Origin of the sequence: Arthrobacter sp. WCS2018Hpa-7 (assembly GCF_031843805.1) — a bacterium.
GTDB lineage: Bacteria > Actinomycetota > Actinomycetes > Actinomycetales > Micrococcaceae > Arthrobacter.
In genome coordinates this window covers 79,481-98,582 of record NZ_JAVTJB010000013.1, presented here as the reverse complement: position 1 = coordinate 98,582, position 19,102 = coordinate 79,481, and the positions used below count along the sequence as shown (strand labels likewise).

Below are 19,102 nucleotides of genomic sequence, written 5' to 3'. Positions count from 1 at the left end.
AGTCCTAGCGGAGGAATGCTGCCGCGACGCCGGCGTCCACGGGGATGTGGAGGCCGGTGGTGTGCGACAGTTCGTTGCTGGTGAGCACGGACGCGGCGTTGGCCACGTGTTCCGGGAGGACTTCGCGCTTGAGGAGCGTGCGCTGGGCGTAGTACTTGCCCAGCTCTTGCTCGTCCACGCCGTACACCGCGGCACGCTTGGCGCCCCAGCCGCCGGCGAAGATGCCGGAGCCGCGGACCACGCCGTCGGGGTTGATGCCGTTGACGCGGACACCGTACTCGCCCAATTCAGCGGCGAGCAGACGGACCTGGTGCGCTTGGTCCGCCTTGGTGGCCGAGTAGGCGATGTTGTTGGGGCCTGCGAACACGGAATTCTTGGAGGAGATGTAGATGATGTCTCCGCCCAGGCCCTGATCGATCATGACCTTGGCTGCGGCCTTGGAGACCAGGAAGGAGCCCTTGGCCATGACGTTGTGCTGCAGGTCCCAGTCCTTCTCGGTGGTTTCCAGCAGCGGCTTGGAGATGGACAGGCCTGCGTTGTTGACCACCAGGTCCACGCCACCGAACGCGAGCACGGCTTCCTGGATGGCAGCGGCGATCTGGGCTTCGTCGGTCACGTCGGCCTGGACGCCGATGGCGACGTCGGAGCCGCCCAGTTCCTCGGCTACCTTTTGTGCGTTCTCAAGGTTCAGGTCGGCAATAACGACGCACGCGCCGTCGGACGCCAACCGGGTGGCGATCGCCTTGCCAATGCCCGACGCCGCACCGGTCACCAGTGCGATGCGGGTGGCGTGGGACTTGGGCTTCGGCATGCGTGCGAGCTTGGCTTCTTCCAGCGCCCAGTACTCGATGCGGAATTTCTCGGATTCCTCGATCGGTGCGTAGGTGGAAATGGCCTCGGCGCCGCGCATGACGTTGATGGCGTTGGTGTAGAACTCGCCGGCCACGCGGGCGGTCTGCTTGTCCTTGCCGAAGGAGAACATGCCCACGCCGGGGATCAGCACGATGGCCGGGTCGGCGCCGCGGAGGGCAGGGCTGCTCTCGTCGGCATGACGGTCGTAGTAGGCCTGGTAGTCCTCGCGGTACGCGGCGTGCAGTTCCTTCAGGCGGTTGATCGAGTCTTCGATCGTGGCGTCGGCCGGGAGGTCCAGGACCAGCGGCTTGACCTTGGTGCGGAGGAAGTGGTCCGGGCAGGAGGTGCCCAGCGCGCCGAGGCGCGGGTGCTCTTCCGCGGCAAGGAATTCGAGAACGACGGCGTCATCACTGAAGTGCCCCAGCTGCGGTTTGTCGGTGGAGGCCAGGCCGCGGATCACCGGTGCCAGGGCAGCAGCCTTGGCTTTGCGCTCAGTTTCGGGGAGGGCGCCGTAGCCGGGGAGCGCGGCGCCGAAGGGCTCGGACTTACCGTTGTCCTTGATGTAGTTCTCGGCCTGGTCAATGATCCAGAGCGAGTTGGCCTCGGCCTCTTCGCTGGTGGCACCCCAGGCGGTAATGCCGTGGCCGCCCAGGATAGTGCCGATGGCCTGCGGGTTGGCTTCCTTGATCGCGGCGATGTCCAGGCCCAGCTGGAAACCGGGGCGGCGCCACGGAACCCAGACAACCTTGTCGCCGAAAACCTTGGAGGTCAGGGCTTCGCCGTCAACGGCGGTGGCGATGGCGATGCCGGAATCCGGGTGTAGGTGGTCAACGTGAGCAGCGTCAACGAGGCCGTGCATGGCGGTATCGATCGACGGTGCAGCGCCGCCCTTGCCGTGCAGGCAGTAATCGAAGGCGGCCACCATTTCGTCTTCACGCTCGACGCCGGGGTAAACATCCTTGAGTGCCTGCAGCCGGTCCAGCCGGAGTACTGCAAGGTTCTCTGCCTTCAGGGTGCCGAGGTCGCCGCCGGAGCCCTTGACCCACAGGAGCTCAACGTCCTGGCCCGTGACGGGGTCCTTCTCGGTGCCTTTTGCGGAGGTGTTGCCGCCGGCGAAGTTGGTGTTCCGCTTGTCCGCACCGAGGCGGTTGGAACGGGAGATCAGTTCTTCAACAGTGCTCATTTTGTTAAGCGCCCCATCCGGCTTGCTGGCCGCCTGCGCGGTCCTCGTTGATCTTCTTCTGGTATCCGCTGGCCTTGTACGCGGCCATCGGGTCGGCGGGCAGGCCGCGGGATTCGCGCCACTCGGCCAGGACCGGGCGGACATCGGTGTAGAAAGCATCGTTGAAGATGCCGTTGGCGGCCAGGACATCGCCTGCACGCTGGGCTTCGGAGAGTGCCGCGGTGTCAATCAGCAGGGCGCGGGCGGTCATTTCCTGGACGTTGAGGACCGAGCGGATCTGCCCCGGGATCTTCTCTTCCAGGTTGTGGCACTGGTCCAGCATCAGCGCGACACCGGAATCCTTACCGAAACCGCCACCACGGATGACCTCGTGCATGATGCGGAACAGCTGGAACGGATCAGCCGCGCCAACAATCAGGTCATCATCGGCGTAGAAGCGGGAGTTGAAGTCGAACGAGCCGAGCTTGCCCAGGCGCAGGAGCTGCATGACGATGAACTCGATGTTGGTGCCCGGAGCATGGTGGCCGGTGTCCAGGCAGACGAACGCCTTCTCACCCAGGGCCAGGGTCTGCGCGTAGGAGGTACCCCAGTCCGGGACATCGGTGTGATAGAAAGCGGGCTCGAAGAACTTGTACTCCAGAACCAGGCGCTGCTCGTCACCGAGTCCTGCGTAGATCTCTTGGAGGGACTCGGCGAGGCGGTCCTGGCGGCCGCGGATATCGTCCTGGCCCGGGTAGTTGGTGCCATCGGCAAGCCAGATCTTCAGATCCTTGGAACCCGTGGCGTGCATAATCTCAATGCATTCCAGGTGATGATCGATGGCACGGCGGCGCACCGACTCGTTGGACGAGGTCAGGGAGCCGAACTTGTACTCGTCATCCTGGAACGTGTTGGAGTTGATGGTGCCCAGCCCAACACCCAGACCCGCGGCGTACTCGCGCAGTGCTGCGTAGTCATCCACCTTGTCCCACGGAATGTGCAGTGCCACGGTGGGTGCCAACCCGGTGAGCTCGTGGACTTTGGCGGCGTCGGCGATCTTCTCCTGGACGGTGCGCGGAGTACCCGGAGTGCCGAAGACCTTGAACCGGGTCCCGGAATTACCGTAGGCCCAGGACGGCACTTCAATGGCCAGTTCCCCTAGACGGCCCAGGGCCGATTCTGTGGTGTTCATGCTTGTTCCTTTTGGTATTCGTGGGCGGCTGAGTCTGTACTAATGTGTGCGCCGGTGGCTGCGTCCGTGACGGCGGCTGTGGCGGCGAGTTGGTCCTCAAGGTTGAAAACTTCTTCAACGACCTCGAAGCCCTGGTCCGGGGGAAGGTCGCTGTTCGCAAAGAGGGTGGCCATTTCGGCCTGCCAGCGCGCGTTGACCTCTGTCACGGCCATGCGGGCTTGGGCGGCTTCGTAGTCTGCGCACTCCAGGTAGCCGATCAACTGGCCGTCCGGTGCGAGGAACAACGAGTAGTTGTTCCAGCCTGCATCCTTCAGCGCTTTCAGCATTTCCGGCCATACTGCAGCGTGGCGTTGCTTGTACTCGGCCATCAGTTCCGGGTGGACTGAGGAGCGGAAACAAACCCTCATGTGCGGTTCTCCAGGGTTACTCGTCTTTGAATCGTTTCATTTGTTACGATTCAAATTACCCTCGTAAACGGGAGGGTGTCAAGGCGTTTCCAGCACATTGACGTCAGCCAGCGGAGATCGGAAAGCATGTCCCAGACAGCCAGCATCAAAGACGTTGCCACCCACGCCCAGGTAGCAGTGGGAACTGTTTCCAATGTGCTGAACTATCCGGACAGGGTTTCGCAGAGGACCAAGGAACGCGTGCTTAAATCCATCGCCGAACTCGGCTTCGTCCGCAACGATGCCGCCCGCCAGCTCCGCGCAGGCCAGAGCCGGACCATCGGATTGATTGTGCTTGACGTTGGAAACCCCTTCTTCTCCTCTGTGGCCCGTGCCGCGGAGGATGCTGCCACGGCGCTGGGGAGCGTGGTCCTTGTGGGCGACAGCGGTCAAGACTCCTCCCGCGAAGCCCATTACATGGACCTTTTCCAGGAGCAGCGCGTCCAAGGCCTGCTCATCTCACCTGTGGGTGACGTGGGTGAGCGGATAGACACCCTGCGCGAACGCGGCGTGCCCACTGTTCTGGTGGACGAACTTGCAGATACCGATCGCTGCAGCTCTGTGTCAGTGGATGACCAGGAAGGCGGGTATCTGGCCGCCAAGCACCTGCTGGACCTGGGCCGCCGTCGTCTGGCTTTTGTTGGTACGCCGTCCATCCGCCAGGTAGCCAGCCGCCTCAAGGGCGCCCAGCGTGCCGTGGCTGAGGTGTCAGGGGCCAGCGTTGAAGTCCTCGACTCCGCCGGGCAGACCGTTCTTGCGGGCCGACAGGTGGGCAACAGCCTGGTGGAACGCGCCCCCGAACTTCGGCCTGAGGCAGTCTTCTGCTCCAACGACCTCCTGGCGCTCGGCGTCATGCAATCCCTGACGATGCTGCGGACTGTCCGGATCCCCGAAGACATCGCGCTCATTGGTTACGACGACATCGACTTCGCCATCTCCGCAGTGGTGCCGCTGTCTTCCATCCGGCAGCCCACAGAGGCGCTGGGCAGGACGGCGATAGAGTTGCTCGCCGAGGAACAGGACAACGGCGGGACCAAGCACCGGGCAGTCGTGTTCACGCCCGAGTTGGTGGTCCGCCAAAGCACTGCGGGCTCAGTTGGGTAGCTACAGGGCGTAGATGCTCCAGGACGCCGTGTGTGACGCGCCGGGTTCCAGTCGGATCAGGTCCTGGCCGCTGTTGAAGGCATCCGGCGGACACGTCATGGGCTCCACGGCCAGGCCGATTCGGCCCGGGATCGGTTCCGGCTTGTCAGCCGTATGGATCTGCAGCCACGGGCAGCTCTCGTCCCAGGACATCCCGACGCCGGAACCTCCGACGCCGGTGCCCGCCGGGTCCCGCACGGAAAGCCGCGCCAGCCCGCCGTCGAACGTTATGTCGGTAAAGGCGTGGTCGATTTCGGTGCTGCCGATGGCGCGCGGGGAACGGAAGTCGAAAGCGTGATTTTCCACTGGCACAGTGCCGACGGGCAGGAGCCTGTCCGGGGTGACCTCGAGGAACGAATCGGCGGCAAACTCCAGGACCCACTCATCCAGCGGTGAAGAACCGGCCACGAGGTACGGATGCGGGCAGACGCCGTAGGGGGCAGCGACGTCGGCGGCGTTCCGGGCTGTCACGGAGCTATGAAGCCCGGCGTCGTCCAGCGTAAACCGTGCCTCAAGCTCCAGGACGAAGGGGTAGCCCGCCGTCGGGCCCACCGTGCACGTCAAGGTGAGCGACCCGGCGTCGGACTCCTTCCGCGTCCAGTCGAGCGGGAAGGCGAGCCCGTGCAAGGCAGTGGCACGTTCGGGTTCGTTGACTGGAAGCTGATGCTTGGTGCCATCGAAAACGTACGCGCCGTCAGCAATCCTGTTGGGCCACGGTGCGGCGATGACGCCACGGTAGTCCGGGATCGGCCCGCCGGCGGGGAACGGGACAACCAGGTCCCGGCCCTCGAACTGGAGAACACGAAGGGCAGCCGCGCGGGCGGTCACAACAGCCGTGTAACCGCCCGCGCCCAGCGTGAATTCAGTGCTCACAGGCCGCCGGCCAGCTTGTAATAGGCGGCGTTCCAGTTGAGTTCCTTCTTGAACTGTTTGATGGTGGTGCCTTCGTCGATAGTGAGGAGTTCGGTCTTGGCGATTTCGGCGAAGTCCTCGAACACGTCCAGGCCCACCTGCGTGGACAATACCGTGTGGTGTGCGGCGCCGGCGGTGAGCCACGCGGCGGCAGAGGTGGCGAAGTTGGGCTTCGGCTCCCAGAGTGCGCGGGCCACGGGCAGGTTGGGGAGCGGCTGGTCGAGGTCCACCACGTTCACCACGTTGGCCACCAGGCGGAATCGATCACGCATGTCGGAGAGCGCAACGACGATGCCGGGGCCGGCATCGGTGTCGAACACCATGCGAACGGGGTCTTCCTTGCCGCCGATGCCCAGCGGGTGGATCTCTACACGCGGCTTTGTGGCGGTCAGCGACGGGCAGACCTCCAGCATGTGCGCGCCCAGGATCTTCTCACTCCCCGGCTCCAGATGGTAGGTGTAGTCCTCCATGAGCGACGCGCCGCCGGGCAGGTCGCCGCCCATGACCTTGGCGGCACGGACCAGGATGGCGGTCTTCCAGTCGCCCTCGGCGCCGAAGCCGTACCCGTCGGCCATCAGGCGCTGGACAGCCATGCCGGGGAGTTGGCGCAGCTCACCCAGGTCTTCGAAGGACGTGGTGAACGCTGCAGAACCGTTGGCTTCCAGGAAGCTGCGCAGTCCCAGTTCGATCTTGGCGCTGTAGCGCAGCGATTCGTGGCGGGCACCGCCTGCTTTTAGCTCGTCAGCCACCTCGTAAAGGCGCTCGTACTCGGCAACCAAGGCGTCGACGTCGGACTCTGCGGCCGTGTGGACAGCCTCGGCGAGCTCGTTGACGGACCAGGTGTTCACCGAGACGCCGAAGCGCAGCTCGGCTTCGGTCTTGTCACCTTCGGTGACGGCGACGTTGCGCATGTTGTCGCCGAAACGGGTCAGCTTCAGCGTGCGGACGGCGGCCCAGCCGGCCGAGGCGCGCTGCCAGGCGCCCACTTGGCGGGCGACCTCCGGGTTGCTGACATGCCCGACGACGGTCTTCCGCGGCACGCCGAGGCGCGACTGGATGTACCCGAACTCCCGGTCGCCGTGGGCTGCCTGGTTCAGGTTCATGAAGTCGAAATCGATGTCAGCCCAAGGAAGGTCCCGGTTGGCCTGCGTGTGCAGGTGCAGCAACGGCTTGCGGAGCGCGTCCAGGCCCTGGATCCACATCTTGGCGGGGCTGAACGTGTGCATCCAGGCGGTCACGCCGATCACGGAGTCATTCGAATTGGCCTCCAGGGCGGTGCGGCGGATGGCGTCGGAATCGGTAAGGACCGGCTTCCATACGAGCTTGACCGGGACGTCGCTGCTGGCGTTCAGGGCGTTGGCAATCTCCTGCGACTGCGCTGCCACCTGCTTGAGGACATCCTCGCCGTAAAGGTGCTGGCTGCCGGTGAGGAACCAGACCTCGTACTGACCCAGGGAAGTGTTGTTGGCGGATGGGTTGTTGGCGCTGGGCATTTTCGTGGCTCCTGGGTGTTCTTGGGTTGTCGAGCTGGCTTGTGGCTGACCGCGTTAGCGGCCGTAAACGTTCTGGTATCGGTCGTAGAGGGACTCGATCTTGGCTGGGTCGATGGGTAACGGCTCACCGAGTTGACGGGAGATGTGGACCGTCCTGGCCACTTCCTCGCACATCACGGCGGCTTTGACGGCTTCGCGGGCGGTCTTGCCGATGGTGAACGGCCCATGGTTCTGCATCAGGACCGCGGGCGAGTTGGAGTTCTTGAGGGTTTCCACGATGCCCTGGCCGATCGAGTCGTCCCCGATCAGCGCAAACGGTCCAATGGGGATGGGGCCGCCGAATTCGTCGCCCATCATGGTCAGTACGCAGGGGATTTCTTCGCCGCGGGCAGCCCAGGCCGTGGCATAAGTGGAGTGTGTGTGGACCACGCCGCCTACCTCAGGCATGTGCCGGTAGACGTACGCGTGAGCGGCCGTATCGGAGGACGGGGAGAGGTCCGGGTTGCCCCAATCCACGGTGCCCGCGCTGCCGGTATTCATTCCCCGCACAGGTGTGCCATAAAGATCAGTGACCACCATGAGCTCCGGTGTGAGCTCGTCGTAGGAGACGCCCGAAGGCTTGATGACCATGAGATCGTGCCCGGGGATCCGGCCCGAGACGTTGCCCGCGGTCCACACCACCAGTTCGTAGCGGGTCAGCTCGGCGTGCAGCTCGCAAACTTCCTTGCGGATCCTTGCAATGGACTCCAGGAGGGCGCTCATGCGGAGGCTCCTTCGAGGGTGCTGGATTGGGTGGCCGCACCTTGTTGCCCCGAACCTTGGATCGCAGCGCGTTGAATGGCTTTGAGGCGGTGCATGACGTTGTTGGTGCCGCGGCCGAAGTAGTCGTGCAGGGCTTTGTATTCCTGGAAGAGGACCTCGTAGGCCGCCACGTTCTCGGGGATGGGGGTGTAGACCGCGCCGGGAGCTGCTGCCATGGAGGCTGCGGCTTCGCGGATGTCCTTGTACTTCCCGGCAGCGACAGCTGCGTGGATCGCCGAGCCCAGCGCAGGACCCTGCTCGGAGCCGATGGTGGAGAGCTGCAGGCCAGTGATGTCGGCGTAGACCTGCATCAGGAACTTGTTCTTCAGGAGCCCCCCGGCCACGATGAATTCCTTGACCGGAACGCCCGAATCGCGGAACGCGTCCACAATGGTGCGGGTGCCGAAAGCCGTGGCTTCCAGCAACGCCCGGTACGTGTCCTCAGGTTTGGTGGCCAAGGTCTGGCCTACCACCACGCCGGACAGTTCGTGGTCCACCAGCACTGAGCGGTTGCCCGAGTGCCAGTCCAGCGCGATCAGGCCGTGCTCGCCGATTGCCTGCTTCTCCGCGAGCTCGGTCAGGTATTCGTGGATACCCAGACCCTTGTCTTTGGCGGCCTGGTGGTACTCCGGCGGGACGCCGTTCTTGGTGAACCAGCCGAAGATGTCGCCAACTCCGGACTGGCCGGCTTCATATCCCCAGAGGCCGTCCACGATGCCGCCGTCCACGACTCCGCACATGCCGGGGACTTCGCGCAGCACGTCGCCGTTCATGACGTGGCACGTGGAGGTTCCCATGATGGCCACGAGCTGTCCGGGTTCCACGGCGTTCGCGGCCGGTGCGCTGACGTGGGCGTCAACATTTCCCACGGCCACGGCGATCCCAGCGGGGAGTCCGGTCCAGGCAGCGGCTTCGTCGGTGAGGTAGCCCGCGGCATCGCCCAAACGGCCGATGGTGTGTTCCAGCTTTTCGGACACGAAGCCCTTGAAATCGGGGTTCAACGCCGCTAGGAAGTCCTCGGACGGGTACTTTCCATCCTGGTAAATGCCTTTATAGCCGGCGGTGCAGGCGTTGCGGACGTAGCTGCCGCAGAGCTGCCAAACGATCCAGTCGGCCGCCTCAACCCAGTGATCCATGGCGCCATAGACTTCCGGATCTTCCTCAAGAAGCTGAAGTCCCTTAGCGAACTCCCACTCCGAGGAAATCAGGCCGCCGTAGCGGGGAAGCCAGGACTCGCCCTGTTCTTCAGCAAGCTTGTTGATGCGGTCAGCCTGCGGCTGGGCTGCGTGGTGGCGCCAAAGCTTCACGAATGCGTGGGGCCGGTCCGCGAAGCGTTCCAGTTCGTTCAGCGGCGTGCCGTCTGCCGTCGTCGGAACCATGGTGCAGGCGGTGAAGTCGGTGGCGATGCCCACCACGTTGGCCGGGTTGATGCCGGCGTCTGCGACGGCGGCCGGAACGGCACTGCGCAGTACGTCACGGTAGTCGTTGGGGACCTGAAGGGCCCAGTCGGCCGGGAGGCGCTGGCCGGAACCGGGGAGCTTTTCCGACACGACGGCGTGCGGATACTCGAACACGCCGCTGCCAAGTTCTGCCCCGTCCGATACACGCACGACGACGGCGCGCCCGGACAAAGTGCCATAGTCCACGCCAATGACGAACTGCTCGTCCAGCGGAAGGAATTCAGAGGTATTCATGGGGTCTCCATCCGGCTGGCCAAGGCCTCTTTGCCGGGGGTCGGGGTGGAAAAGTGAAGAAGGTCTGATGCAATTGTTAGCGCTCACAACTTTGATGTCAAGAGCTGTTCGCGTGGAATGGGTACTTACGAAGGAAGCGGGCCCCGAACGCTCCCAACCAGGTCGCAATAGATGCCGTTCTGAGCACTCATAACGGCATCTTCTGCTACTTACTTGGGGAGGCGAAGCTTAGTGGGCGAGGGGGGCCGTGGTGGAGCGGATGACCAGGCGCGGCGTAACGGTGGCTGCCTCGACGGTCGTGCCGCCGTCCAGCCGATCCAGGAGCAACCTGATGCAGCGCTGGCCGAGTTCCTCAAAGTCCTGATCCACTGTTGTCAGCGGCGGGATGAAGTAGGCGGACTCGGGTTGGTCATCAAAGCCCACAACGCTGATGTCGGCGGGGACTTGCACGCCTGTCTCGTTGAAAGCGCGCAGGACGCCGAGAGCCATCTGGTCATTGGCGACGAATAGTGCCGTCACTGAACGGTCGGCGGCGATTTTCAGGCCTTCGCGGTAACCGCACTCAGCGCTCCAATCGCCCTCGATCAAGGTTCCCACTTCAAGCCCTGCTTCATTCAGCGCCTCCTGCCAGCCGTCAATACGGGCAGCGGCGTCAATCCAGTCAGCCGGCCCTGACAGGTGGCCGATGCGCTGGTGCCCCAGTTCCAAGAGATGCTCGACGGCGAGCTTGGCGCCCTGACGCTGGTCGACTGTGGCACCGCTCAGGTGTTCGTCCCCGACTGAGCCCACGGCCACCAAGGGCACTTGAACGGTGATGTCCCTCAGGACATCGAAGGTGCCGGGGTGGGGCACGGTCACCACAATGCCGTCAACGCCCTGATCCATGAAGTGGGCGACCGCGTCCTTGATGGTCTCGGGCGTCACTTCACGCAGAGCTGCGACACTGACAAAGTAGCCCGCATCCCGTGCCGCCTGCTGGACGCCGAGGAGCGTGTGGGACGGACCGTATTGGGCCATCTCGCTACCGAGGACTCCAATGGTTTGGGAGCGGCGGGTCACCAAGCTGCGTGCTGCCGTGTTCCGGCGATATCCCAGTTCCGTAATGGCATCTTCAACACGCTCGCGGGTCTTGGCGCTGACGTTGGGGTGGTTGTTCAGCACCCGGGAAACGGTCTGGTGGGAAACCCCCGCCACGCGGGCAACGTCCTCCATGACAGGCGGACGGGCTGGTGCAGATTGATCTGAGCTCACCCTGTCACGATAGAGCACCGACAGCCACGATTAGCTCATGGCCACCTTGGCGGCGTATTGGCGGTACCTCGTCAGGAACGCGGCGGTCCCATCGATTTCCTGGGGCTTCACGTCCACGCCATCCAACGGCCATTCAGGCAACTGGCCTGTGAGGACGCCTGCCGCTTGGCGGGCAGCGCCGTCGGCGACATACTCGCCTGGGCGGGGTACGAATACCGGCAGTCCGAAGGCTGAAGCTGCAACCTGCTGGACGGCTGCCGATTGCGCGCCTCCGCCCACCAGGATGATGCGCTGCGCGGAGACGCCCTGTGCCTGCAGCGCCGCCAGCCCGTCCGCCAGTGAACACAGCACACCCTCTACTGCGGCCCGGGCCAGATTGGCCGGTGTGTAGTTGGAGACCGTGATGCCGTGGAGGGAGCCGGTGGCATCAGGCAGGTTGGGTGTCCGTTCGCCCTCGAAGTACGGCACCAAAGTCAACCCCTCGGCACCCTCGGGAGCGGAGAGCGCCAGGGTGCCCAGTTCCTCCAACCCCACGCCGAGCAGTGCGGCCGTGGCATCAAAGACCCGTGTCGCGTTGAGCGTGCAGGCGAGGGGAAGGAAGTTGCCCGTGGCATCGGCAAAACCGGCAACCAGCCCACTGGCATCCTGCCCCGGAACATCGGACACCGCGAACACGGTCCCGGAAGTTCCAATGGAAATGACAACGTCCCCGACGGCGGCGCTGACGCCCAGGCCTGCTGCGGCGTTGTCGCCTGCCCCGGGTCCGATCAAAGCGCCCCCGGGCGTCTTGCCCGCAACTTCCAACGGCCGGACCACGACGGGCAGGATGGGGACATGGCCGAGCGTGCTTTCGAGCACCTCCGGCAGATACTCGCCGTTGTTGGCCGAGAAGTAGCCCGTACCTGAAGCGTCGGACCTATCGGTACGGAGGAGCTCCAACGACTCTGGTCCGCTGCCTGGACCGTGCCCGGCCAGCCGCCAGGACAGCCAATCGTGCGGCAGGCAAACCGCCGCGGTGCGCCGGGCGTTCTCTGGTTCGTTCCGGGCCAACCAGCGGAGCTTGGTGGCAGTCAACGAGGCCACGGGCACGGTTCCGGTGCTGGATGCCCAGTACGTTGCCCCGGCAGTGGCATCGCCGTCGCCGGCTTCAAGGATCAACTCTTCGGCGTCGGGCGCGGACCGGGTGTCGTTCCAGAGGAGGGCGGGACGAACAACGTTTCCGGAATCGTCCAGGCAAACCATCCCGTGCTGCTGGCCGCCCACGGAAACGGCGTCGACGTCGTCCAGTCCACCGGCCTCTCGGATGGCTTCCTGGAGGGCTGTCCACCAAAGATCAGGAAGGACTTCAGTGCCCTCTGGATGGGGCGCCCGGCCTTGGCGCACCAAGACGCCGGTGACGGAGTCGCGGATGACCACTTTGCACGACTGGGTGGAGCTGTCGATCCCGGCTACGAGAGGCATGCGTTTGTTCCTTTGGCGAACCGGCGCCGGGCCCCAAACCAAAGTTTGGCGGCCCGGCGGCGGGGCTGTGACGAGTGGGTGTGATTTAGCGGGCGCCGAGCAAGTGCTCGATGGCCAGCTGGTTGAGGCGGACGAAGGCGAACGAGCGCTCGGCGGCGTGATCGGCGTCGAACGTTTCGAAAGCACTGGCGTCAGCCAGCAGGTCCGCGGTGGTTTCTCCTGCGTTCAAGGTGGGCTGGCCCAATTCAAAGACACCGGAGGTGGCGAGGGCCTCCTGGACGGCGGGATCCGCCCGGAAAGCAAGAGCGCGTTCCTTCAGCAAGAGGTACATGGACATGTTGGCCTTGGCTGATTCCCATACGCCGTCGTAGCCGTCGGTGCGGGAAGGCTTGTAGTCGAAGTGGCGGGGGCCGTCGTACGTGGGTCCGCCGTTGGGGAAGCCGTTCTCCAACAGGTCCACCGTGAAGAAGGCGCTGGTGAGGTCGCCGTGGCCGAAGACCAGGTCTTGGTCGTACTTGATGCCGCGCTGGCCGTTCAAGTCGATGTGGAAGAGCTTGCCGGCCCACAGGGCCTGGGCAATGCCATGGGTGAAGTTCAGCCCGGCCATCTGCTCGTGGCCCGTCTCCGGGTTGAGGCCCACAATGTCGCCATGTTCCAGCTGGGCAATGAATGCCAGGCCGTGTCCAACGGTGGGGAGGAAGATGTCGCCGCGGGGTTCGTTCGGCTTCGGTTCCAGCGCAATCCGGAGGTCGTAGCCCTTTTCCTTGATATAGCCGGCCGCGGTGTCCACGCCTTCCTTCATACGGTCCAGCGCTGCGGACAGGTCCTTGGAGCCGTCATATTCACTGCCTTCGCGGCCGCCCCACATCACGAACGTCTCGGCGCCAAGCTCGGCGGCGAGGTCGATGTTGCGCAGGATCTTGCTCAGGGCGAATCGGCGGATCGAACGGTCGTTGGAGGTGAAGCCGCCATCCTTGAAGACGGGGTGGCTGAATAGGTTGGTGGTGACCATCGGCGTCTTCAGGCCGGTCTCGGCCAGAGCTGCCTTGAAGTTCTTGAGGATGAGGGTGCGCTCGGATGCGGTGGCATCAAAAGGAATCAGGTCATTGTCGTGGAAAGTGATGCCATAAGCACCAAGCTCGCTGAGCTTGTGCACTGCTTCCACCGGGTCCAGGGCCGGGCGCGTGGCAACACCGAAGGGGTCGGCGCCGGTCCAACCGACAGTCCAGAGGCCAAAGGTGAAGCGGTCCTGCGGGGTGGGCTGCGGGGTCATTTTGCTCCTTTGCAAAGCACTGGGGGAGGAGGCGAAGAAAAGCACTCCAATTAGTTTTCAATCTGAACTATATGGGGGATGATGGATCATGGTCAATGGAAGCCAGCAACAATTTTTCAAATCCGCAGGGAGTCCCACGCCAGTGAACGAGTCAGCAGCGCCCGGCCGCGTCGGCGACGTCCGCCGTCGAAATCTTTCGCTGGTTCTGGACTCCATTGCGCGCACAGGCGATGCGAAGCCCAGCCGCGCGCAACTCGCGGCCGGCACGGGCCTGACCAAGGCGGCAGTCTCCAGCCTGGTGGCAGACCTGGTGGAATCGGGCCTTGTTTCTGAAGTGGGCCTCTACCGTGACGGCGAGCGGGGAAGGCCAGGCCAAGGGCTGGAACTCAGTTCACGCCGCGGCGTGGTGGGGATGGAAATCAACGTTGACTACCTGGCCGTGGGACTGGTGGACCTGGGCGGCAATCTCCGCTTTCATTCCACCGTAGAGTCCCGGAACCGGGGGATGGCGCCCGACGAAGTCATGGAAGGGCTGCGGGTCCTGGTGGCCGAAGCCGTTGCCGCCGCAGGGGCCGATAACGTCGCCATCCTGGGTGGGGGCCTGGCCGTCCCGGGCCTGGTGGATGAGCGGCGAAACATTGTCGTTTCCGCACCGAACCTGCACTGGGAGAACGAGCACCTGGACCCTGGTTCGTTGCTCGAGGGCGCACCGCTTGGCGTCCGGCTGTCCAATGAGGCCAACAGTGCCGCTCTTGGCGAGCTTTGGTACGGCAACGGCCCTGCGGACTTCCTCTATGTCTCCGGTGAGGTGGGCGTTGGCGGCGGCGTCATCATCGGCTCGGACCTCTATTTGGGGCCCGGGGGATCAGCGGGCGAACTGGGCCACATTGTGGTCCACCCGGAGGGGCCCGTGTGTTCCTGCGGTGGGGCGGGGTGCCTTGAAACCTTCGCCGGTCAGGAGGCCATCTTCGACGCCGCCGACATTCCCGAAGGCTCCCTCAGTGAGCGCATTGAGCAGCTTCTGGCCGCCTTGGCCGCCCAAGAGCCGAACGCGTTGAAGGCAGTTCACGACGCCGGGCGGTACTTGGGCGTCGCGCTCGCCTCTTCAGCCCGATTGATGGATATTGACGCCATAGTCCTCGGTGGACACTTTGCCTTGCTGGCGGAGTGGCTGAGGCCGGCGTTGTTGGCCAGCTTGGAGCGCTACGCGCCTGGGCTGCTGGAGCCGAAAAACCTGACCGTATCCGGTCTTGAGCATTCCGGGACGCTCCTGGGCGCTGCGGGCCAAGTGATCCGGTCTGTGATTGAGTCGCCGTTCGAGTTCCTTTTGGCGAGCAAGCTGGCCTAGCCCGCTCGGAGGAGCAGGGGCTCAATCCGGCCGATCGATGGATTTGCGGCGCACCATCAGGGCCTCCATGCCGTCCAAGTAGCGCTCCAATGCAAAGCTGAGCTCGTCCCCGGCGTCTTCCATGACGGCAAGCTCAGGATCGCTGAACAGGCCCAGGACTTCCCGGTGTTTTTGGGGATCCAAAAGTTTGAAGAGCAAGCCCACGTAGGCTTCGAAGGCTGCCGGGGAATCGTTGTCAGCCACGTCGAGTTCCATCCGGGTGCTGGAACGCACCAGATTGGCCAGCATCAGGGCGGAATTGAGCTTCTCCGATGCTGTCAACGGAGTGGGGGCGAGGGCTCGTAGAAGCTGTTCCAGCCAAAGAAGCTCGTGCGGTGAAGCCGGCGGGCCGGTGACAGGGTAGTCGAGGATCCACGGGTGTTTTCGGTAGCGCTGTTCTATGGCTTTGGCCCACCTGCGTGTGCCGGTCCGCCAGGAGGGCTCATCACTTTCGATGGCAGGGGATGCGGCAAAGTCCGGCTCACCGAATGCCGCGTCCACCATGAGCACCAGAAGCTCTTCCTTGGAGCGCAAATGGCGGTAGAGGGACATTGACGTAAATCCAAGGTCCTTGGCCACGCGCGCCATGGAAACGGCGGACAGCCCTTCGCTGTCGGCAAGACCGATGGCGGCCTTCACAATGCGGGCAGGGCTTAGCTCCGCTTTGGCGCCCCGGGTGGAGGGCCGTTCAAGGCCCCAGGCAATGGCGATGCCCGGAGGCAGTTTCGTGGCGTCGGGCTTCTTCTGTTGCATGGCTTCCTTCCTTCACAGCCAGCCTAACTGTTTCGGGTATACACAAATGAACTGTTTATGCTATAAACAGTTTATGCCGTAAACACGTGGAGGGATGGGCGATGAGTACTGGAGTGGCGCTGGATGTTTCAGATCTTCAAAAAAGCTATGGCGGAAAAGCAGCGCTGGATTGCGTTAGCTTGACGGTCCCGACAGGCAGCGTCTTTGCCCTGCTCGGGCCGAATGGGGCGGGAAAATCTACGTTGGTGGGCATCCTCACGACGCTTCTGCGCGCCGACGGCGGGACGGCCACCGTGGGAGGGTTCGACGTCGGGCGTCAGGCCGCCGCTGTCAGGAACCTCCTCAGCGTCACCAGCCAGGCATCAGCGGTGGATGAGTTCCTCACCGGCAGGGAAAACCTGACGATGATCGGCCGCTTGCATCTCCTGGGCGGTGCGAAGGCCAGTGGTCGGGCTGATGAGTTGCTGCGGGACTTTGACCTTCAAGAGGCAGCAGGCCGCAAGGTTTCCACCTACTCCGGAGGCATGGTCCGGCGCTTGGATCTTGCCATGAGCCTGGTGCGGCGACCGGAGGTTCTCTTCCTGGACGAGCCCACCACGGGGTTGGATCCACGCAGCAGGCTGGCGGTGTGGAATGCCGTGCGGGGCTTGTCGCAGCAAGGCGTCACTGTGTTCCTGACTACCCAGTATCTTGAAGAAGCCGATCAGTTGGCGGACTCAATCGCCGTTTTGAACGACGGGCGCATCATGGCGCAGGGAACCGCAGAGGAATTGAAGCGGTTGGTGCCCGCCGGTCACGTGGAGTTCGGCTTCCAGGACCCGCAGGACTTCGGCAGGGCCTTGGGGCTGATCCGAAGCGAAAGTGGAGGTGCGGGCGGGGCCCTGACCCATGATGCTGAACTCCTCACTGTCCGTATGGGAACCACTGACAGTGCAGCTGCCATCACCTCGGTTATTGCCGCCCTCGGCGCTGCGGGATGCACGGCCAGCAGTATTTCGATCATCAAACCCACGCTGGATGATGTCTTCCTGGCGTTGACGGCCAAGCAGGAGGCACGGTGATGACTGCGGCATCCCTCTACGTCACGAACACCGGAACCATGGTCAAGCGCGAACTCTTCCGCACCATGAGGACCGTGGATTCCATCGTGATTTCCCTGATGGTGCCCGTGGGCATCCTGTTTGCCTTCGTTTGGGTGTTTGGCGGCGCCATCCAATCCGGCGGAGGCTACGTGAATTACGTGATGCCCGGGCTCCTGCTGATGTGTGCGGCCTTCGGCTCGTCGCAAACTGCCGTCAGCGTGGCCCAGGACATCAAGTCAGGCGTGGTGGACCGGTTCCGGACCATGCCCATTGCCGGCTCTACCGTCTTGGCGGGCCATGTGGTGGCCAGTACTCTGCGGAATCTGGCCACGAGTGCAGTGCTGGTGGCCTGTGCCCTTGTCCTGGGGTTTCGGCCACAGGCAACTCTCGGCGGTGTCCTTGCGGCGGTAGCGCTGCTCCTTGCCTTCATCCTCGCTTTCACATGGCTGTCCACGTTGGCGGGGCTGCTCCTCAGCCCCGAAGCTGCCAGCGGGCTCACGAGCATCACCATTTTCCTGCCCTATGTCAGCAGTGCATTCGTAAAGCCTGAAACCATGCCGTCATGGTTGCAGGGCTTCGCCGAGCATCAACCGTTTACGCCGGTCACGGAGGCGTTGCGGGCTTTCCTGCTGGGTGGCGATGCTGGAGCCTCGGGTTGGCTTGCAGCGGCTTGGTGCCTCGGCCTTGGATTGGCAGGCTGGATGGGTGCCGCGATAATCTTCCGGGGTCGCAGGCGATAATTCGGCGTGGGTTCTTCCGCATGATTCATCAGCATGCTTACTATTGGTGGGTCAGTTGTTCGCGAAAACCAACCCCACGGACGAGTGCCCCATGACTACTCAAGACTCAGCCCATACCAGCACAGCCAAGGCTCAGACCGCACCTTCCCCGGAGGATTCGCGCAAGCCGGACAGTCCCAACGACCTCGTTAAACCCACGTGGATGTATATCGCCAAGCGGACGCTCCGGGAGTTCAGCAAGGACCAGTGTCCCGACGCCGCTGCGGGCCTGACGTATTACGCCGTCCTCTCCCTGTTTCCAGCCCTTCTGGCGCTGGTTTCCCTGATCGGCATCTTCGGAGACGCAGGCAAGACCACGTCGTCATTGTTGGATATTGCGCAGCAGTTCGCGCCGGGGCCGGGCGTTGACGCCATGCGCCAGCCGATCGAGGAACTGACGCAGTCCAACACGGCCGGGTTCGCCTTGGTTTTCGGTATTTTGGTGGCGCTCTGGTCAGCCTCGGGCTACGTCACCGCCTTCAGCCGGGCCATGAACAGGGTCTACGAAGTGGACGAGGGCCGCGGATTCATCAAGTTGCGGGGCACGATGCTGGCCGTCACCATTGTCGCCGTCGTCGGTGCCGCACTCGCCGCAGCCATGCTGGTCCTGAGCGGCCCCGTGGCAGAAGCCATTGGCGGGGCTATCGGATTGTCGGAGACGTTCCTGACCGTCTGGAACATTGCCAAGTGGCCCGTCCTCATCGTCGTCGTGGTGGCCATCATCGCAGTGCTCTACTACTTCACTCCCAACGTCAAGCAGCCCAAGTTCCGGTGGATGAGCATGGGCTCCCTGATCGCACTGGTGATTTTCGCCCTGGCATCCCTTGGCTTCGGCTTCTACGTTGCAAACTTCAGCAACTACAACAAGACCTACGGCGCCCTGGCCGGCGTCATCATCATGTTGCTGTGGCTATGGATCCTGAACATGTCCTTGTTGTTCGGTGCGGAATTCGACGCCGAGATGGAACGCGGACGCCAGCTGCAGGGCGGTATCGAGGCCGAAAAGAGCATCCAGCTGCCACCGCGCGATACCAAGAAGAGCGACAAGATGCAGGAAAAGGAAGACCAGGTCATCCGGGATGGCGAAGAAATCCGTGAAACGCACGGAGACGAACCCCAGCAAACAGATGGTGGAGATCGCCGCCGTGGGCGCTGAGATGCAACACAAGAAACTCAAAACCATCAAGGGCGGCGACAACGTCTGGATCGGCGGTGAAATCTTTCAGGTCAACTCCGTAGAGCCCCAAGACGGCTCGCGGAGCATCAGCCTTGAACTGCAAGGGCACGACGGCGGATCGGTCACCTTTATCGGACTGCCGAAGGCCAAAGTGCAACTCGCGGCGAGAGCCTCCTGAACCGGAGCGCTCCGCGGACGACGTTCCTGCCGGTCTGCGGATTCCCAAGTGGTCCTGGGGTGGACT

At 63.6% G+C, this 19,102-nt stretch carries 17 protein-coding genes; 6 read left to right on the top strand and 11 right to left on the bottom strand.

Going from position 1 to position 19,102, the window contains the following annotated elements; all coding sequences use genetic code 11:
- Nucleotides 1-4: 4 nt before the first annotated feature.
- Genes RQH14_RS14915 through RQH14_RS14905 form a run of 3 tightly spaced genes read right to left on the bottom strand, consistent with a single transcriptional unit; the run spans nucleotide 5 to nucleotide 3,613 of the window.
- Entirely contained in the window at nucleotides 5-2,035 is a 2,031-nt protein-coding gene (locus RQH14_RS14915; protein ID WP_311213957.1) for a bifunctional aldolase/short-chain dehydrogenase, read from the bottom strand.
- 4 nt (nucleotides 2,036-2,039) lie between these two features.
- Nucleotides 2,040-3,206: an L-rhamnose isomerase gene (gene rhaI / locus RQH14_RS14910; protein WP_214820653.1), complete on the bottom strand. Its 1,167-nt coding sequence runs from the start codon at nucleotides 3,204-3,206 to the stop codon at nucleotides 2,040-2,042.
- Nucleotides 3,203-3,613: an L-rhamnose mutarotase gene (locus RQH14_RS14905; protein ID WP_311213956.1), complete on the bottom strand. Its 411-nt coding sequence runs from the start codon at nucleotides 3,611-3,613 to the stop codon at nucleotides 3,203-3,205. The genes rhaI and RQH14_RS14905 overlap by 4 nt, the downstream gene beginning before the upstream one ends.
- Before the next feature lie 126 nt (nucleotides 3,614-3,739).
- Between RQH14_RS14905 and RQH14_RS14900 the strand changes: the two genes are divergently transcribed.
- On the top strand, nucleotides 3,740-4,756 hold the full coding sequence (locus RQH14_RS14900) for a LacI family DNA-binding transcriptional regulator (RefSeq protein ID WP_311213955.1): 1,017 nt from the start codon (nucleotides 3,740-3,742) through the stop codon (nucleotides 4,754-4,756).
- Here RQH14_RS14900 and RQH14_RS14895 read toward each other — a convergent pair whose 3' ends face one another.
- The 7 genes from RQH14_RS14895 to xylA form a co-directional block, all read right to left on the bottom strand.
- On the bottom strand, nucleotides 4,757-5,668 hold the full coding sequence (locus RQH14_RS14895; RefSeq protein ID WP_311213954.1) for an aldose 1-epimerase family protein: 912 nt from the start codon (nucleotides 5,666-5,668) through the stop codon (nucleotides 4,757-4,759).
- Nucleotides 5,665-7,200: an L-arabinose isomerase gene (gene araA / locus RQH14_RS14890; protein WP_311213953.1), complete on the bottom strand. Its 1,536-nt coding sequence runs from the start codon at nucleotides 7,198-7,200 to the stop codon at nucleotides 5,665-5,667. The genes RQH14_RS14895 and araA overlap by 4 nt, the downstream gene beginning before the upstream one ends.
- A 54-nt stretch (nucleotides 7,201-7,254) precedes the next feature.
- Nucleotides 7,255-7,962: an L-ribulose-5-phosphate 4-epimerase gene (locus tag RQH14_RS14885; RefSeq protein ID WP_311213952.1), complete on the bottom strand. Its 708-nt coding sequence runs from the start codon at nucleotides 7,960-7,962 to the stop codon at nucleotides 7,255-7,257.
- Nucleotides 7,959-9,695: a ribulokinase gene (gene araB, locus RQH14_RS14880; protein ID WP_311213951.1), complete on the bottom strand. Its 1,737-nt coding sequence runs from the start codon at nucleotides 9,693-9,695 to the stop codon at nucleotides 7,959-7,961. The genes RQH14_RS14885 and araB overlap by 4 nt, the downstream gene beginning before the upstream one ends.
- 228 nt (nucleotides 9,696-9,923) lie before the next feature.
- Nucleotides 9,924-10,907, bottom strand: coding sequence for a LacI family DNA-binding transcriptional regulator (locus RQH14_RS14875; protein WP_311213985.1), 984 nt, complete (start codon nucleotides 10,905-10,907; stop codon nucleotides 9,924-9,926).
- Nucleotides 10,908-10,976: 69 nt separating this feature from the next.
- Complete coding sequence (locus tag RQH14_RS14870; protein WP_311213950.1) at nucleotides 10,977-12,407, bottom strand: FGGY-family carbohydrate kinase; 1,431 nt, start codon at nucleotides 12,405-12,407, stop codon at nucleotides 10,977-10,979.
- Between the two features lie 85 nt (nucleotides 12,408-12,492).
- Complete coding sequence (xylA, locus tag RQH14_RS14865; protein WP_311213949.1) at nucleotides 12,493-13,680, bottom strand: xylose isomerase; 1,188 nt, start codon at nucleotides 13,678-13,680, stop codon at nucleotides 12,493-12,495.
- A 142-nt stretch (nucleotides 13,681-13,822) separates the two neighbouring features.
- Between xylA and RQH14_RS14860 the strand changes: the two genes are divergently transcribed.
- Nucleotides 13,823-15,028: an ROK family transcriptional regulator gene (locus RQH14_RS14860; protein ID WP_311213948.1), complete on the top strand. Its 1,206-nt coding sequence runs from the start codon at nucleotides 13,823-13,825 to the stop codon at nucleotides 15,026-15,028.
- Nucleotides 15,029-15,049: 21 nt separating this feature from the next.
- Here RQH14_RS14860 and RQH14_RS14855 read toward each other — a convergent pair whose 3' ends face one another.
- Entirely contained in the window at nucleotides 15,050-15,820 is a 771-nt protein-coding gene (locus tag RQH14_RS14855; protein ID WP_311213947.1) for a TetR/AcrR family transcriptional regulator, read from the bottom strand.
- Nucleotides 15,821-15,921: 101 nt separating this feature from the next.
- On the opposite strand from RQH14_RS14855, the gene RQH14_RS14850 reads away from it, so the two are divergent.
- From RQH14_RS14850 to RQH14_RS14835, 4 genes are all read left to right on the top strand, one after another.
- Nucleotides 15,922-16,881 carry an ATP-binding cassette domain-containing protein gene (locus tag RQH14_RS14850; protein ID WP_311213946.1) on the top strand — a complete coding sequence of 320 codons (960 nt, stop codon included), beginning with the start codon at nucleotides 15,922-15,924 and terminating at the stop codon, nucleotides 16,879-16,881.
- Nucleotides 16,881-17,642: an ABC transporter permease gene (locus RQH14_RS14845; protein ID WP_311213945.1), complete on the top strand. Its 762-nt coding sequence runs from the start codon at nucleotides 16,881-16,883 to the stop codon at nucleotides 17,640-17,642. Before RQH14_RS14850 ends, RQH14_RS14845 begins: the two co-directional genes overlap by 1 nt.
- A 91-nt stretch (nucleotides 17,643-17,733) precedes the next feature.
- Complete coding sequence (locus tag RQH14_RS14840) at nucleotides 17,734-18,837, top strand: YihY/virulence factor BrkB family protein (protein WP_311213944.1); 1,104 nt, start codon at nucleotides 17,734-17,736, stop codon at nucleotides 18,835-18,837.
- Nucleotides 18,809-19,036 carry a hypothetical protein gene (locus tag RQH14_RS14835; protein ID WP_311213943.1) on the top strand — a complete coding sequence of 76 codons (228 nt, stop codon included), beginning with the start codon at nucleotides 18,809-18,811 and terminating at the stop codon, nucleotides 19,034-19,036. Before RQH14_RS14840 ends, RQH14_RS14835 begins: the two co-directional genes overlap by 29 nt.
- Nucleotides 19,037-19,102 lie beyond the last annotated feature (66 nt).